Source organism: Parabacteroides sp. AF17-28 (genome assembly GCF_003479205.1).
In the GTDB taxonomy this organism is placed as follows: domain Bacteria; phylum Bacteroidota; class Bacteroidia; order Bacteroidales; family Tannerellaceae; genus Parabacteroides; species Parabacteroides acidifaciens.
This window is the reverse complement of record NZ_QUGV01000002.1, coordinates 46,405-62,511: the sequence shown is the minus strand read 5'-3', so window position 1 is coordinate 62,511 and position 16,107 is coordinate 46,405. Positions and strand designations below refer to the sequence as shown.

Sequence of the window (16,107 nt, the reverse complement as noted above, 5' to 3'; positions counted from 1 at the left end):
TTGCTTTTTTAATAATTAGGTTTGTCCTTATATAAGTAAATACCGATTTCGATAGGAATTGTGTTCAGTTCCTGGATCAGCTGGTCCAGTATCGCGCCGACGGTTTTGCCTTGTAGGAGCAGGCCGGCGAGACCGGCAAACTGGGGCGGTATCATGTCGCCGATCAGATCCATGACAGGCGCATCTAACGTCTCGGCAGGGATAAGGGTTTTGACAATGGGCAGCAGGGTGAGCAGCTCTTGCAGTTCCGTTTTGTTGAGTAACAGGATGATATCGCCTTGTGCCGGGTTGCTGCTCGGACGGATCTCCATTTTGATGCCGGTCGTCGACCAGCCGATGATCTTTTGGTAAGCCGCCATGATGGCGTTTTCCATTGCGCTCTGGTCGGAGTCGGCTTTCGTCTGTTTGTTCATCATCACCTGGCGGATGATCATGTCGATTTGCAAAGTGACATAAAGGGAATTGTTTTCCGCGTAACAGGTCGCCAAGTTGGCGGGCGAGGCGGTCCAGTCGCTTGCGGGATGCTTGACATACGTGCCGATCAGGTCTCCTATCGCGACGGAATCGGGCAGAGGAGCGTAGTTAGCGATGATGTTGCCGTCCGGGCGGAAGGTGATATCGTCGAGGACGGAACTGATCAGGTTGCCGACGAGTTGGCCGCCGATCATATTGTAGAGCATTCCGAGCATCGTTTGCATGCTGCCGTTATCCACATTATAATAGGAGGCATTGTTGTGGGCGATATACCAGGTTCCGTTTGCCGTCAGCTGGTTGGCGGGAATGGTGATGTCCGACAGTTCGAGTGTCATCTTTCTTTTCTGTACGCTTCCCTGATAATGAAAGGCGGTGCCGGTTGCGGCGGTTGTGCTTCCGCTGAATGTATAGCCGTCTGCGGCGGCTGAAAGAGGTACGTTTTCGAGTTTCGTCTCTCCGTCGTGCGGTAGTACATATTTAAGAATGAGATCCGCTGTTTTTCCGTCTCCCGTCTTGAATTCGACGTCTTTCCCGATGAAAATATTCCCGTTGTAGCTTAAAACTAATGAGTCGCCGTTTGCCGGGGCACTTAGTTTATTGGAATAAATCCCGCTCAGGCCTGCCGGGGAGAGGCCTTTGTCGTTTTCGTCATCATCGCAGGATATCAACAGGATAGCCATCGCTATGGCACAAATAAAACGTAGTGATAATTTTCTGTTCATAGAGTATTCTTTTTATCGAATTATAGGATGGTACAAAGAACAGGCTTATGTTCGAACCAAACAATCTCCATATTTGGGAATGTATATTCTATTTTTAAGAATGTTGGGTGAGGTAAGTATATTTTGTTACTTTTGATACGACAAAAAGATGTGATATGAAGATAGACGTTGACTTGCCTAAATTTGACATTCCGAAAGATTATATTGTAGGTGATGGTATCACGGGTGATATCCTGAATATGTACGGGCTTTTCCCTTGTAAGATAAAGGCTGGGGTGTTTGCTTTTTGTACGCAGGGGACGATCCGGCTGACGATTAACCTGAGTGAATATACAGTCCGTGCCAATGATTTTGTCACATTGCTTCCGAATACTTTTATCCAGATCCACGAGGTGTCGGACGATGCCCGGGTCTGTTTCGTCGCCTTTTCCTCCCGCTTCTTGGAGGGGATCAACTTTATCCGGACGATCTCCAATCTGATTGTGACGATTATTGAGAACCCGGCGGTGCCGTTGTCTGAGAATGCGGCGGCTATCTATAAAGACTTTTTCGCCCTGTTAGTGCGTGCCGACAATGATCCGGATTCGATCTTGTTTGCCGATAGCCTGAAGCCGATCCTCGATCTTATCTTCCAGGGAATCATCAATATGTACAAGAAGATCAGTACCTGGCATGAACCGGTATTGAGCCGCGACAAGGAGATTGCCCGCGAATTTGTGCAACTTGTCTGGCAATATTATACGAAGGAACGCAGCGCCTCTTTCTACGCCGGTAAGCTGCGGATCACGTTGCCCCACTTCTGTTCCGTGATCAAGAAGACAACCGGGATGACGGCTTTGGACATCATCGCCAGTGTCGTGATCCTGGATGCCAAAGCCCAGCTGAAATCCACCAACCAGCCGATCAAGGAAATATCGATCGGATTAGGTTACAGCAATGTAGCGTTCTTCGACAAATATTTCCGCCGCTATGTCGGCATGTCTCCGTTAGAATACCGGAACAGCTAAAAGGATGGTGTCGGCAAATATTAAAATCTGAATGACGAATCGTAAAGATGGATGTTGATTGGTAATGAGATAAATACGTTCTTTGTCCATTATGTTAATGAGTATGTTATTAGGCTTCCTCGCCTTTTTAGTCCGTTGGCTGTTTAAACGGAAGGCAGGAGCTAAAAAAGAACAGCGTGATGAAAATACTACTGGTTACAAGGGGGTCGCAAGGTGATGTGCTTCCCTATTTAGGTGTTGCCCGTGAATTGGTGAACCGGGGTCATGAAGTGACAGTTAACCTGCCCCGCCTTTTCGAGAATATAATCAAGGGATATGGTCTGAACTATGTCTTGCATCCGTTTGACGACATAACCGGAATGATGGCCGGTGTCGAACAGCAGTCGCAGAGTGTGAAGACTGTCTTGAAGTGGACACGCGATACGATCGGTGCACAGTTCGAGCAACTGATCCCTTTGTTGCAGGAACACGATATAATGGTGGCGACGAACTCCGAATTTTCGGCGACCAGTGTGGCCGAATACTGCCATAAACCGCTTATCCGTACGGCATACGGGCCGTTCCTGCCGGGCAATAAGATTCCGCCCGCCGTCTTTCCTTTTCCTAAGCCGCATCCGATATTCCAACCGCGTCTGTTGTGGTTCCTGATGAACCGGATGTCGAACTTTACCGCGCGCGACACGGTGAACCTGAACCGCGAGAAATACGGGCTTCCTCCGATCCGGAACTTCGGGCATAACGCGGCGTTGGCGGCGGACAATTATATGATATACAGTCAGTACCTCGGCCAGTCGGATCCGGAATGGAGCAAGCGGTTCCGCTGGAAAGTCGGCGGATACTGCTTCAACGATACGTTTGAATATGACGAGGCGGCCTATCAGGAAATGATGTCTTTTGTGAAAGCGAAAGATACGCCTGTCCTGTTTTTCACCTTGGGCAGTTGCAGTGCGAAAGACCGGAACCGTTTTTGCGAGATGTTGCTGAAGGTTTGCAAACGGCATGATTTCCGGCTTATCGTCGGTTCGGGCTGGGCTAAGACCGGGGCTTCGATGCAGACAGACGAGCATCTCTACCTGATGCAGCATCCTGTGCCTCACTATCTGATTTTCCCGCATTGCGACGGCGTGATTCATCATGGCGGCTGCGGAACGACACATAGTGTTGCGCGTGCAGGCCGTCCGCAATTAGTCACTCCGCTGATCGTCGACCAGCATTACTGGGCTTATCGCACCCTTCAGCTCGGCCTCGGCCCGGAACGGGTCAAGATTGCTAAAGTGTCGGAAAAGGAACTGGACCGCAAGATATGCGATTTGGTCACCAACCCGGACTATAAGAAAAACGCCGCCGCCTTAGGCGAACAGATCCGGAGCGAGCGGGGCATAGAGAATATGTGCGATTACATAGAACGTTTTGGCCATGAGTAAGAATGCAATCGTAATCGGGGCGACATCCGGCATCGGCCGTAGCGTGGCCGAATGCTTAGTTGCCCACGGCTACCGGGTCGGGATCACGGGCCGCAGGATCGAACTGCTGCAAGAGATGGTACAGGCTGCACCCGGCAGTTTCGTCGCCATGCAGATGGACGTGATGCAGTTGGAGCAGTCTGTCGGACAGCTAAAGGAACTGATAGCCCGTTTGGGTGATCTGGACTTGTTGATGATCAATTCAGGTATCGGCGATCTGGACCGGGAACTGGATTTCGCCGTCGAGCGGAGGACAATCGAAACGAATGTCCTGGGCATGACCAACCTTGCCGTGTATGGAACCCACTATTTTATTAACAAGAAAGCGGGGCATCTGGTCCTGATGTCTTCCGTTGCCAGTATCCGGGGAAGTAAGATCGCCCCGGCTTATAATGCCTCCAAAGCCTTTATCTCCAATTATGCGGAAGGGTTGCGGCAGAAAGTGAACGGATTGCCGATCACCGTCACCGATATCCGTCCGGGATTTGTCGATACGGCACTCGGACAAACCTATCCGATTCATTTCTGGCTGTTGACTCCCGATGAGGCTGCCGCCGATATCTATAAAGCAATCTGTAAAAAGAAGAAAATCGCCTATATCTCCGGGCGTTGGAAATGGGCGGCTTACATGATGCGCCTGATTCCTGTCGGCGTCTACTGCCGGATGGGAAAAAGATTACAATAGAACTTATCTTAGTTTATTCCGGTTGAAATGCGGACCCGCCTTGAACAGGAAGAATAGCGTGGACAGGATTGTCAGACATGCTCCGAACAGGTAAGCATGGTTGAACCCTCCGAAGGCTTGCGCAATGCTTCCGCCTGCCATCAGTCCGATACCGATGCCGACATCCCAGCTGGTCAGGTAAGTCGAAGTCGCCGTCCCGCGCTGGCTGTTGGGCGCCAGGTTCACAAACAGCGTGTTGAAAGCCGGGAACATAGTCCCGAACGCGACCCCTTGCGAGAGCGCGATCCCGATATACAGATAAGAGGTAAAGCCCGGATTCCATCGCATCAGCCTTTCCAACGCCGCCAACCCGAAGAAGCTCGCTGCCGCCAGATACATCCCCAATGAAATGACTAACGTGATCCTTCCTTTATCCACCTGCCTTCCGGAGAACAGACGGGAGACAGCTAAGCCGATCGCCATAAAGGTAAAATAGAGTCCCGAATTGACGGAAATCCCGATTTCATCGGCATACATGGCGACGTATGTGGTCGTCATGCCGTATGGAATGGAGAGCAACAGCAGGGAGATTCCCGCCCAGGTCCCTTTCACTAAGAAGAAGCGGTCTAAGGAGATCGGCTCCTTCTTGATCGTTTGTTTCAGGGGCGTTTTAACCAGATAGGCCATGATGAACCCGAGGAAACAGGAGACGAGCGAGCAGGCAAAAATCGTTTCGTATGAGAAACTGGTGTGCATGAAAAGTCCGGTCATCGGCCCGAAACTCATGGCGATGTTGTTTGCCAGCCCGTAATAACCGATCCCTTCGCCGCGGCGGGAGGAGGGCAGGATGTCGATCACGATCGTATTGCCCGACACCGTTACCATCCCGAAGGCGAAGCCGTGCAGGATGCGGAAGATGATAAACAGGCTCAACACGCTGGCAATCATATACCCGGCAAAAATAACCATAAAGACAGCGTAGGCAATCAGATACAGCGGCCGCCGGGCAAACGTGTCCAACAGATAGCCGGAGAACGGGCGGATGCACAGCGCGGCAATGGTATAGCACGAGAGGATAAACCCGATCATCGACCTGTCCGCGTTGAACTGATCTTGCAGGTAAAACGGCAGGATCGGCAATATCAGATAGAATGCAAAGAACAGCAGGAAGTTGGCTGCCAGAATGTAGCAGAAGCTGGGTGAAACGAGTTTGTCTTGTGCCATTATATTACGTCTTGTTACGCGTTATTATTGAATCCTGAATCCTAAATTCCGAAGCAGTGCGGCTTCGTCCGGCGTTGCGTGTGCGATTGTGTATGCCCGGTATTCCCGCGGATGGCGGTAGTTCGCCCGGAACCACTCGAACTTGTCCGGCTCTTCGCGCAAAGCCTTGTCCACGGCGAGCGGGTCGAAGGTGGCAAGGATTGCCTGCTCGATCCGGTTTCCGGTGAATACATCCAGGTCGATTACTGGGTTTGCGGGTGCGGGCGGCACGACTTCGCCTATCTTTTCCACTTTCACGCCGAAGAAGGCTTCGATGTTTTCGAGGCACGTGCGCGTCCCGTTCGCTTTCCCGTCGGCGGAGAAACCAGCTATGTGCGGAGTTGCTATCGCTGCCGTCGCCAGCAGTTCGCGGTCGATACGGGGCTCGTTTTCCCAACAGTCGATGATCAGTTCGCCGACCTTTCCTTCCTTCCGGGCCTGCAAGAGGGCTTGCGTGTCGTGGACGGCCCCGCGTGAGGCATTGATGAACCAGGGTTTGCGCCGGAGCTTCCCGAAGAATGCAGCGTCCGCCAGGTGGCGGGTGGCAAAACGGCCCTCTTTGGTCAGAGGCGTATGGAACGTGATGATATCAGCCTGCGCGGCAATGGTATCTAACGGTACGAAGCCGCTTTCCCCTTCCGCCTCTGCGCGTGGCGGGTCATTGCGGAGCACTTTCATTCCGTAGGCTGTGCACACTTTCTCCACCTCTTTCCCAACATGGCCGACACCGACGATCCCGATTGTCTTTCCCTGAAGTGTTTCCCCTTTGCGAAGTGCTGTCGTAATCAATCCGGCGAGCACGTACTGGGCGACTGAGACGGCGTTACATCCCGGAGAGTTTTTCCAGGTGATGCCTGCTTCGTCGCAGTAGCGGGTGTCGATATGGTCGAAGCCTATCGTTGCACTGGTGATCAGCCTGACGCGGCTTCCTTCGAGCAGTTCGCGGGTGCATTTGTCGATGCTGCGTACGATCAGTACGTCTGCATCGTGAATCCGGTCCGGTGTAAATTCGTTGGATGTGAGGTATGTTACATCTGCGATAGGCTCTGCGACCCCTTTCAGATAGGGAACGGTGTTGTCGGCAACTATTTTCATCTTTTTGTCCTTTTGTCGGGGACAAAGATAGACATTATTTGTTGAACTTGACATAATTCAGGCGCGTGTACCTAACGCCATAACTTTCGTAAGTCGCCGCTATCCGGGCCGAGGCGATACGGAGAAATTCTCCCGGTTCGTAGGCATGTTCTAATGATGGCAACTGACCGGATACGCGGCTCGGATGCTTGGACGGGAGCGTGAGGCAGACCAGGTTGCCGTCCCGGTCGATTGTCGTGAGGCGCTGGCGGACGTAAAAGAGTGGGCTTGTTCCGTCGACACCGGTCTTGTACGGGTCGTCTTCTAACCTGACTTTGGTCACTTTCAGAGTCAGGCCGGTCAGCTTGTCGCCCGGCTTTCCTAAATACTGGCTTGGCGGGCGCGTCTGCTGTTTCTTTTTCAGCATCTTGTCGAGCTGTACCATATTATAGGCTTGTGCCATCTTGACGAACCGTTCCTGTTTCGGGATGCGCGCCGTGAACTTGCAGGCGATCCAGTTGATATATCCCGGATCGATCTTCGAGACTTCATACAGGAAATGTCCGCGGTATTTGCCAAACGGAACCAGGTCGTCGCCATGCGTGGACATCCTCTTTTCATTATAGTTGGTGATCAGGATGCACCGGTTGGAATACCACAGTTCCGACGTCACGAGCCGGAGCGAAGCGACGATGCCGGGTTTCAGGTCTTCGATGTACAGGAAGGAACGCCTGTCGAGCAGCGGCGTGTAAAACCAAAGGCTGTAGTTAGGATGTCCCTCGGTCGGAAGAACAACAAGATAGCATCCCGCCTCTTTGTAAGAAGCTTTTCCCTGATTGTAAGTATTCAACTTCTCGTACAGAAGAATCTGTTCCTGCTCGGATATATCGGGTAACCTGGGATTTGCCATATTATTACCTCCTTGTTGTCAATTTTTTTTGTTTTCGGGTACATGACAAACTTATCATGTGCTTGTTTTTGGTTTTTCAGGTACATGAGAAACCGATCATGTACCTGTTTTTGGCTTTTCGGGTACATGAGAAACCGATCATGTACCCTTTCTGCTGTATTATTGCGCACTATGGACAGATTCTATTGTCTCCGCCTTTTGTTCCGGTTCAATTCGCCTGTTGACAAATAAATCCATCAGTGCTGTATTTATATAGTAATTTGTTTTCCATATTTTTATTTTCTCTAACAAGCCTACTTCAACGATCATATCAAGATACTTTGTTGCGGTCTTTCTTTGCACCATCATATCTTTTTCTACAAATTCAATCTTGGTGTATGGATGGAAAAACAGATTATTCAATAATTCGTGTTTATATTGTTTGCCGAACAAAGGACGTAATATTTGTTTATACTGCGACATTAGTGTGTTTATGCCTTTTACTAATTGGATAGTGTCATCGGCTGTCTCCTCAACGCCTTTGAGTATAAATAATATCCATTGTACCCATTCTTCGGCATTATTTTCCCCGGCATCTCTGATATCCTGTATTAACTTGTAATAGGTTCCTTTATTATGTGTGATATATCTACTCAAATAAAGAATAGGCAAATCTAACAAGTTATTGATAACCAAATATAAGATGGATATTATCCGGCCGGTACGGCCATTACCGTCATAAAACGGATGTATACTCTCGAACTGATGATGAATAATGGCCATCTTTATGAGCGGGTCGATATCTTGCAAAGAATTGTCATTAATGTACTGCTCTAAATTAGCCATCAATTTTTCCACATCTTGCTTATCCTGTGGCGGAGTATACACTGTATCCCCGAATTGATTTTTCAATTTTGTCCCCGGCACAGATCTGAATCCGGCATTGTTGCATTCCAACTCTTGCTGAATCCGTTTAATATCGTTCAAGGTTAATAATTTGGTTTTTCTGGCCGATGTAAAGCCTGAACGTATAGCTTGCCTGTAGTTTAAAACCTCTTTGGCAGAAGCGTTTATCAGATTGCTTGTCAAATCAAGTTCAGCCCTGTATAACTCGTCATTGGTCGTGACGATATTTTCTACCTCCGAACTGTCTTTGGCTTCCTGTAATGTTAAGCTATTGATAAGTATATCTTCATTCGGAATAGTCAAGGCGACCCCTTTTAACTCCGCTAATTTTTTATTGGACAGATTCAACTGTTTCAATATAGCTTTTGTCTCTAAGTCATATTTTAAAGGCAATTCGGGGATGATATATTTATGGTCCATATTAAACTCTATTTCTGTTATTTATATTAATAAACATGAGCAATGAACGAAGATAGCAATAAAATTAATAATAAGCGAACCTGTCTTTGTTTTTTTAGCATAGATGTTTTGCTTGTCTACGGCTGTTAGGCTTGCATACCCTCTATCGTCCGGTACGCATCCTGGATGATTGCGGGTGGGAAGCCGTTTATCTCCAACAGGCGGATGGCGTTGCGGCGGTAGAGGGGGCCGCTTTTCAGTTTGTAATCGAATGAGAAGGAGTTGCCGTGTATTACTTCGCTGAAATGATAGAGGTCGTATTCGGAATCGAGCAGTGTGGCTAACTCCGTGTCGTGCGTGGAGGCGACGATGATGTTGTCTGGCGTGTTCAGGTAAGATAAGACCGATTTGGCTGCGGCGATCCGCTCTGTCGTGTTTGTCCCTTTGAATATCTCGTCGAAGAGGAACAGGTGGGTGTTTCCGTCCTGGCTCCGGTCGATCATGTCCTTGATTGTATCGACTTCTTTCATATAAAAGCTTTTCCCTTCCGAAAGATTGTCGGCGAGCATCAGGGCGGAATAAATGTTTATGGGGGCGGAGAGGCGGAATGACCGGGCAAAGGCGGTGTGCAATGTCTGGGCCGTTAGGACATTGATCCCGGCTATGCGGATGAAAGTGGTTTTGCCGGACATATTCGAACCGTTCAGCAGCACCGACTTCCCTTCTATCGTAATGGAGTTTGCAACGCAGTCCTCGATCAACGGGTGATACATCTCTTCACTGGCTAACCTTTGCTTCCCTTCGGTTTTTCCTGGCAGGCAATAATAAGGTAGCTCTTCCCGCAGGAAATAAACAGACAGCAGACTGTCCACCAGACCGACAAACCGGTATACTGTCTCGATCTCCCGGTTCTTGTTCTTCAGGATGGAGACGGATTGCAGGAAAGAGAGCGGTTCCGTCAGGAAGAATATATGGATCAGTTCGGTGAAAAACCAGACAAACGCTGCTATATCGCTTTGCATCTTGTTCTCCATGCGGAGGAATAAGGCAGTCCGCCGGATGGGTTTGAGTGTTGCCAGAGCCTCGGGGATCTCTTCTGTCAGTTTGCTTAGTTCCGGATATTTGCACAGCTTGCCTGCGATACTCATAAGCTTGATCAGTTGGGGAACGGAATAGATATAATCGATGCTTTTCATTTTGAATGTGTAATGAATGACAACATTTGCAATGATAGCGGTTAGGAACAGTATTCCGTACGTCGAAACTTGTGTCAACAGATAGAGAAGCAGGAACAGGGTCGGCAGAAACTTCAGGACTGTAAGAGTGATTCTCGTCTTCCCGGAGGCATTGGGAAGTTCATCTGTCAGCAACCGCACGATCATATAAGCCTCCGTGTCCCGCAAGCCGGACAACACTTTCGCCAGCCTCTCCCGCAGACCGTCGTCGGTTTGCAGGTGGCCGATGATGTCTTCATTCTGCTCGATCTCCCCTGTCGTTCGGGGAACGGTGCATAATGTATGGTACAGGTATTGTTGCCCGACCCTCGATTGCGTCCTGTCCACAAACGTAAACAACTCCTCAGTCCCCAGGTCCGAACAGGTCTGTTCGGACAAAGCATGACTCCCTTTCTCCTGCTTCTTATAAAGGAAGTAAGCAGCGATATCCATAAGGTTGAACTCCTCTGTCTTTATCTTGCCGGGGTGGTTGTTTGCTGTTTGTTTCATTTGTTGCACTTGCCTCTGTTATAGTTACAAAGGTAATAAAATATTCAGAACCTATACCGTGCCGAAACCATAAACTCGCGCGGGCGGATGTTGATCCAGGAGGTGTAGCTTTCGGTGGCGGAGTACTGCGTGTAGCTGTATTGCCGCTTGTTGAACAGGTTGGTGGCTTCGGCGGTGAACTGCCAGCTACCTGTTTTCCAGCGGAAGGAGAGGTCGGCGAAGAAGGCGTTGACGGCTTTGTCGCGGCTGACGTCGTTGTGGTAGTGGTCTACGGCGAGATTGATCTCCACCGGGAAAAGCTCGTAAGAGAGTTGCAACTTCTGTACGACATTCAGCAGCGGGGTGAGGTCCGTATCACTACCGATCTTCGATCTTCCTAAGTTGATGGTGGCCTGATAGCTGGCGGCGAAACTGCGGACAGGTGTCCAGATGACTTTCGGTTCGTATTGCATGAAGTCGTATCGGTAAGGCAAGCGTTCGCCGGCACTCAACTGTTCCGCCTGGTTGCGGCCTAAAAGGTAGTTGAGCGAGGCCTTCAGACCGTAGTCGTAAAAGCCTTTGGAAAACGTCCCCTTCAGTGTCCAGCCGGAAGAGTGGTTCGAGAGGCGGTGGGAGACGAGGGCGATCTGTGCGTCGCGTACCTGTTGTTCGAAGATGCGGTCGGACCAGCCCCGGTTGTGCCCGAGCGAGAGGGTGGCGAAGAACTCGCGAATCGTGTTCTTATATTCCCCGTACAGCGAATAGCTCTGTGTGCGGTTGACCGGCATGATGGCGTTGTTTATCCGCACGTTGCGGTAGTCTGTGCGGTAAGCGTCCGGGTAGAAATCGGTGATGTCGCCGTAGTTCTCCCTGTAGTTGGCATGGAAGGAGAAACGCCAGGCATAATTCAACTTATAATTAATGTAGAGGAACGGATTGACGGCCAACCGTGAAAAGTCCGCCTCCGGAAAGGCAGTCCATACGAGCGGAAGGTTAAAGGAGAGATTCCATTTATGCCGGTTCAACTGGTAGTTCGGGGTGAAATAGAGGCTTGTCCCGTTGCGGAGCGAGTTGAGGTCGCCTGTCACGCCGGCTGTATATTGCCGGGTCAGGTTTCCTTTCTTGCGAAGGAAGGACAGGGAATGGTCCATATAGAGCTGCTGCAAGTCCAACGATTGTCTGTCCCCGTCGATGGTGATCCGTGCCGGTTGGTTGTGATAGCGCAACAGGGAACGGACTTCCAGGGTGTATTTATCCCGCGCCCAGATGTTTTGCAGATAGTTTTGTGCACCCATGTCCGGCGTCCGGATGCGCTGGTTGGCGGCCGAACTGCCGGTGATGTAAGAGGTGCCGCTCTCCCAGTTGCCGGACAGGCTGAAGTTGTTTGTCAGATAATGGCTTTCGGCATTGTTCTCCAGGTTCACAGCCACTTCCGCGCGGTCGGTGCGGACGTGCGTATCGCTTTGCTCCGTTAGGGTGGCGGTGTCGCCCGTCTGGTAAAAGTTCGTGACGCTGCCTCTCTCCTGCCGCTTGAAGTCGTGCAGATAGTTGGCGTTGAGGCGCAGTTGCGTCGTCTCGTTGAGCTTGTACACCCGGTTGCCGGAGAGGGAATGCACGTCGTTGAAGAGCAACCGCTCCTTCTTCAGCGGGGCGGAGAAAGATGGCTGGGAGAGGAAGGCGGGCAGAGCCGGCCCCGATTGCCTTTCCAGGCTGTTTTGTGTGAGGACATTCTGCTCGTCCGTCACATCTTTTCCCCGGTTGTTTCCTTTATAGATATAGGCCGACTGGCTTTTCCGGCTAAGCTGTAGCGCGTTGCCCATGCCTTGCCACAAGAGTGGAGAGGCGCCCATGCCGCCTTCGACCGTCGTCATCCAGCGGTCGCGGAAGTTGTCTTTCAGCTTGAGGTTGATGGCGATGTCTTCGGTCGTCAGCTTCTTTTGCAGGGCGCGGATGGGCTGGTGGTTCTCCATCACCTGCACGCTCTTGACGGCGTCGGCCTGCAGGTTGTTAGTCAGTTGGTTATACCGCCCGCCCGTCAGGTCCATGCCTTCGACGTAAAACTTGCTGATGCTTTTCCCGTTGTAGGAAATCGTTCCCTCGTCGTCCACATCCACGCCGGGCAGCTTCTTCAACACATCCTTGATTGCCTCGTCACGCGGGCTGATGAACTGCGCGACGTCGTAATTGATCGTGTCCTGCCGCCCGTAGACGCGTCCCGGACGTATCTCGACCTCTTTCAAGGTGAATATCTCCGTTTCGAGGCGTATGTGGACTGTCGAACCGGCAGTGACTCTCTGCTGGACGGGCTTGTATCCCAATAGCGAGACATGGATCAGGAGCGAGTCGCCGGCCTGTCGGAGCGGCAGGTTGAACTGTCCGTTTGTGTCCGTCAGGGTGTACGTCAGCGGAACCGGCTGCCCGGCTTTCCGTATCTGCACGGTTGCGGCGTCTACGGGCTGCCCGCTTTCGGCATCGGTCACGATCCCTTTTATGGATTGCTGGGCAGACAGGTTGCAGGCGATAAAGAGGAGAATGAATATGTATAGGAAGCTTTTCATCGTTTTATACTTGCTTATAATTTGAATGACTTAGGAGTAAATTAGCATAGACCCTTATCTTTGTTTGAATGGAGTCCCATCCAATCCTTGTTCGACCCGGGTCGAACGGTTGTTTGACCTCCGTCGAACAGCTGTCCCACCCTCGTCGAACAGCTGTCCGACCCGGGTCGGACAAGGTTCTTGCGGGAGCCGGATGGAAATGGGATGGGAGCTGAGGAAAAATAGAAGGGAGCTGAGGGAAACTAAGTCCCTTGTGTTACTCTCTTTCTATGGGGTTGTAGGGCGTATTCTTCGGGTGATAGGGTTGCCCGTTCTCGTCTGTGACTGTGATCTGGACATGGGGCGCCGTATCTTTCAGGTAGCCGATCGGGTCGGCGGCGAAGCGTTCGTGCACCTTGCGGAGGTCTTTGCGGGAGATAGGCTCGTATTCGGTGCCGGTGAACTGGATCGTTTCTTCTTCGCGCACCTTTTCGATGCCGGTGCAGACGAAGGTGTAGTGCTGTTGGCTGTCGGAGGCTTTCAGGATCAGTCCGGGAAGGCCTTGCAGTTTCCAGGGGCCTTCGCTCCGGGGAATTTCCGGTGTGTACCAGGCCTCATAATCCCGTCCGCGGAAACGGCAGGTCGCTTTGTAGCAGGTGTACGTGAGGATGGTCGCCGTGTCGGGCAGTAATTCCCAAGCGGGCAGTTCGGTCTTTTCCTCGCAGCGGAAGTTGCTGGCGGCGATCGGTTCGAGCATGGTCAGCTTCCCTTCGGGATAATTCTTGAAGATCTGGTAGTTCACATTCGCACTGCCTTGCTTCAGGTGTTCCTGGATGATTTCCTGTGATGCGCCGGATGCTTTGTCCGCCTCGATAAGCGAGTCCATGTGGAAGCGGGCATAGCTGTAGAAGACGGAACTTTTGGGACCGACCTTCAGCATCATCGTTTCGTCGATCGGTTTGTCCGGATGGAGCGTATCGCCGATAAAGGAGGTGTTATACTGCGCGGTAAAGAGCACCTTGTCCACCGGCTTTGACTTAAGCACGTCATTGATATTGTACACATTGATATTAAATTGAGCCTGTGCGCCGAAGCAGCCCAACAAGAGAACTGTAGATAATACGAATCGTTTCATAACTTTATCGTTTTAGAGTGTTTGTCTGCTGCAAAAGTAGCGGGTAGCAGGGGTCCGGGACGAGTAAAGTTATTACTGAAATATTACGGCGGGATTATTATAGGCCTGCTTTCAGATGAGTAGCATATAAAAAGGTTGATAAACAGTGTTGTATTCGAGATAACATGGTTCTGTGCAAAAAACATCAAAATTAAAGAGGGAAAGTATATTTCGACCGAAAACTTTCTGGATGTCAGCCCTCTTTATTATCTTTGTAATTTTCGGTGTAAGTTACCCAAAGACGAGGATGTAATTTTTCCTCCGATAGAGTTGTTTGTTGAGATTTGGTACACATCGAGTATCAATTATAATGGATAAATTATGAAAGATTTGACAGTCTCCGACATTGAGCGTCAGAATGTGCTGAACAATCGTTTTGCAGTTGATGAGATACAAAAACATCTTGATATAACGGGAATGTTATTTGATGGAGAGTATCGATTTACAAAAAAAATGGTTGCCGATTTCTATGAAGTAGATATGTCTACCATAGACCGTTACCTTTCGCTGAATAGTGACGAATTAAAACATAATGGATATGTTTTATGTAAGGGTAAATCGTTGAAAGAGTTTAAGTTGCAGTTTGCTCACCTTATAAATGAGGCGAGCAAAACCACTCAACTCGGTTTATTCAATTTCCGAGCATTTTTAAACATCGGCATGCTGCTGACAGAAAGCGAAAAAGCAAAGGCTGTACGTAGTATGATTTTGGATTTGGTAATAGCTACCATCAATAAGAAAACAGGTGGAGGAACAAAATTCATCAATCGTAGGGACGTGTATTACATACCCGCTGCGATCACTGAAGAAAACTATCGTAGAAACCTTACTTCTGCAGTCAATCAATGCGTAAACGGGCATCAAACCTATAAGTATGCACAAGTTACGGACTTCATCTACAAAGCGGTATTCAAGGAGAACGCTAAAGAATACCGTGAAGTACTCAACTTAGATACCAAAGATAATGTGCGGCATACGCTTTATGCGGAAGTACTGCTTGTAATATCTTCTTTTGAAAATGGAGTAGGCGCAGTAATTCAAGAACGTTATAAAGCAAAACATAGTGTTAAGTTGACAATGAAAGAAGTCGAGGATATTGTCGATGAGCTTGCTGAGCATCCTATGCAGAAACCGTATTTAAATGATGCCCGAACAAAGATGGCTTCAAGGGATTACAGCTTCCGTGATGCTTATCATGGAAATATTGCCAATTATCTGAAAGCTGTAACGCCCGAAGAGTTCGAGCGTTTTATAGGCGACCAATCTATTGATTTTGATCACATCTTGGAGGAAAATAAGGATGTGCTTAAACGCTTAAAGCAAGCTGAGAATGAATGATAAAATAAAATATATCAACTATGACGAAACGTTGGATATTTATCATCGTATGATAGATGCCAGTGATGGTGGATTTGAAGGCGTGCGCGATGAAGGCGGTATCCTTGCCACCCTTGATTTCGTGCAAAATGATGTGTATTATCCATTGTTTGTAGATAAGTTGTCATACATTGTTTTTAAGTTTTGTTCCGGTCATTATTTCAACGATGGGAACAAGCGTATTGCCCTTACCCTGGGGGCTTATTTCTTACATAAAAATGCCTATTATTGGCAGGCGTGTGTTTTCATGCGTCAATTAGAATCTATTGTTTATCATGTTGCCGCTTCCAATATAGACCAAGAATTATTGTTGCGCATTGTGAATTGTTTCATGGATGGACAAGATTATGATGAAGAATTGAAGATAGATATTGCTAATGCAATGAGCAGAGGAGAACTTGGAATTAGAGGAGAGGATTACGAATTATGAATGGAAAACAATTTTTATTCGTCTA

The 16,107-nt window shown here is 49.4% G+C and carries 13 protein-coding genes; 5 read left to right on the top strand and 8 right to left on the bottom strand.

The window, feature by feature from the left end; translation table 11 throughout:
* Window positions 1-8: 8 nt before the first annotated feature.
* Window positions 9-1,196: a DUF4925 domain-containing protein gene (locus tag DWW90_RS01740; protein ID WP_122343769.1), complete on the bottom strand. Its 1,188-nt coding sequence runs from the start codon at window positions 1,194-1,196 to the stop codon at window positions 9-11.
* A 155-nt stretch (window positions 1,197-1,351) separates the two neighbouring features.
* Between DWW90_RS01740 and DWW90_RS01735 the strand changes: the two genes are divergently transcribed.
* The 3 genes from DWW90_RS01735 (at window position 1,352) to DWW90_RS01725 (ending at window position 4,351) form a co-directional block, all read left to right on the top strand.
* Window positions 1,352-2,203, top strand: a complete 852-nt coding sequence (locus DWW90_RS01735; RefSeq protein WP_122343768.1) for an AraC family transcriptional regulator — start codon at window positions 1,352-1,354, stop codon at window positions 2,201-2,203.
* Between the two features lie 179 nt (window positions 2,204-2,382).
* Window positions 2,383-3,627, top strand: coding sequence for a glycosyltransferase (locus DWW90_RS01730; protein WP_122343767.1), 1,245 nt, complete (start codon window positions 2,383-2,385; stop codon window positions 3,625-3,627).
* Window positions 3,620-4,351 carry an SDR family NAD(P)-dependent oxidoreductase gene (locus DWW90_RS01725; protein WP_122343766.1) on the top strand — a complete coding sequence of 244 codons (732 nt, stop codon included), beginning with the start codon at window positions 3,620-3,622 and terminating at the stop codon, window positions 4,349-4,351. Before DWW90_RS01730 ends, DWW90_RS01725 begins: the two co-directional genes overlap by 8 nt.
* 3 nt (window positions 4,352-4,354) lie before the next feature.
* Here the strand turns inward: DWW90_RS01725 and DWW90_RS01720 are convergent, their stop codons facing one another.
* The 7 genes from DWW90_RS01720 to DWW90_RS01690 form a co-directional block, all read right to left on the bottom strand.
* Window positions 4,355-5,554 carry an MFS transporter gene (locus tag DWW90_RS01720; RefSeq protein WP_122343765.1) on the bottom strand — a complete coding sequence of 400 codons (1,200 nt, stop codon included), beginning with the start codon at window positions 5,552-5,554 and terminating at the stop codon, window positions 4,355-4,357.
* Window positions 5,555-5,578: 24 nt separating this feature from the next.
* Window positions 5,579-6,688: a 4-phosphoerythronate dehydrogenase PdxB gene (gene pdxB, locus DWW90_RS01715; RefSeq protein WP_122343764.1), complete on the bottom strand. Its 1,110-nt coding sequence runs from the start codon at window positions 6,686-6,688 to the stop codon at window positions 5,579-5,581.
* Between the two features lie 34 nt (window positions 6,689-6,722).
* On the bottom strand, window positions 6,723-7,577 hold the full coding sequence (locus DWW90_RS01710) for a hypothetical protein (protein ID WP_122343763.1): 855 nt from the start codon (window positions 7,575-7,577) through the stop codon (window positions 6,723-6,725).
* A gap of 159 nt (window positions 7,578-7,736) precedes the next feature.
* Window positions 7,737-8,882, bottom strand: a complete 1,146-nt coding sequence (locus tag DWW90_RS01705; RefSeq protein WP_122343762.1) for a Fic family protein — start codon at window positions 8,880-8,882, stop codon at window positions 7,737-7,739.
* Window positions 8,883-9,007: 125 nt separating this feature from the next.
* Window positions 9,008-10,585, bottom strand: a complete 1,578-nt coding sequence (locus DWW90_RS01700) for a hypothetical protein (protein WP_122343761.1) — start codon at window positions 10,583-10,585, stop codon at window positions 9,008-9,010.
* Window positions 10,586-10,629: 44 nt separating this feature from the next.
* Complete coding sequence (locus tag DWW90_RS01695) at window positions 10,630-13,122, bottom strand: carboxypeptidase regulatory-like domain-containing protein (RefSeq protein WP_122343760.1); 2,493 nt, start codon at window positions 13,120-13,122, stop codon at window positions 10,630-10,632.
* 256 nt (window positions 13,123-13,378) lie between these two features.
* A complete protein-coding gene (locus DWW90_RS01690; RefSeq protein ID WP_122343759.1) occupies window positions 13,379-14,236 on the bottom strand; it encodes a GLPGLI family protein in 858 nt (285 codons plus the stop codon).
* 360 nt (window positions 14,237-14,596) lie between these two features.
* Between DWW90_RS01690 and DWW90_RS01685 the strand changes: the two genes are divergently transcribed.
* Window positions 14,597-15,613, top strand: a complete 1,017-nt coding sequence (locus DWW90_RS01685) for a DNA-binding protein (RefSeq protein WP_122331475.1) — start codon at window positions 14,597-14,599, stop codon at window positions 15,611-15,613.
* Window positions 15,606-16,082, top strand: a complete 477-nt coding sequence (locus DWW90_RS01680; RefSeq protein WP_122331476.1) for a Fic family protein — start codon at window positions 15,606-15,608, stop codon at window positions 16,080-16,082. The genes DWW90_RS01685 and DWW90_RS01680 overlap by 8 nt, the downstream gene beginning before the upstream one ends.
* The last annotated feature ends 25 nt before the right edge of the window (window positions 16,083-16,107 follow it).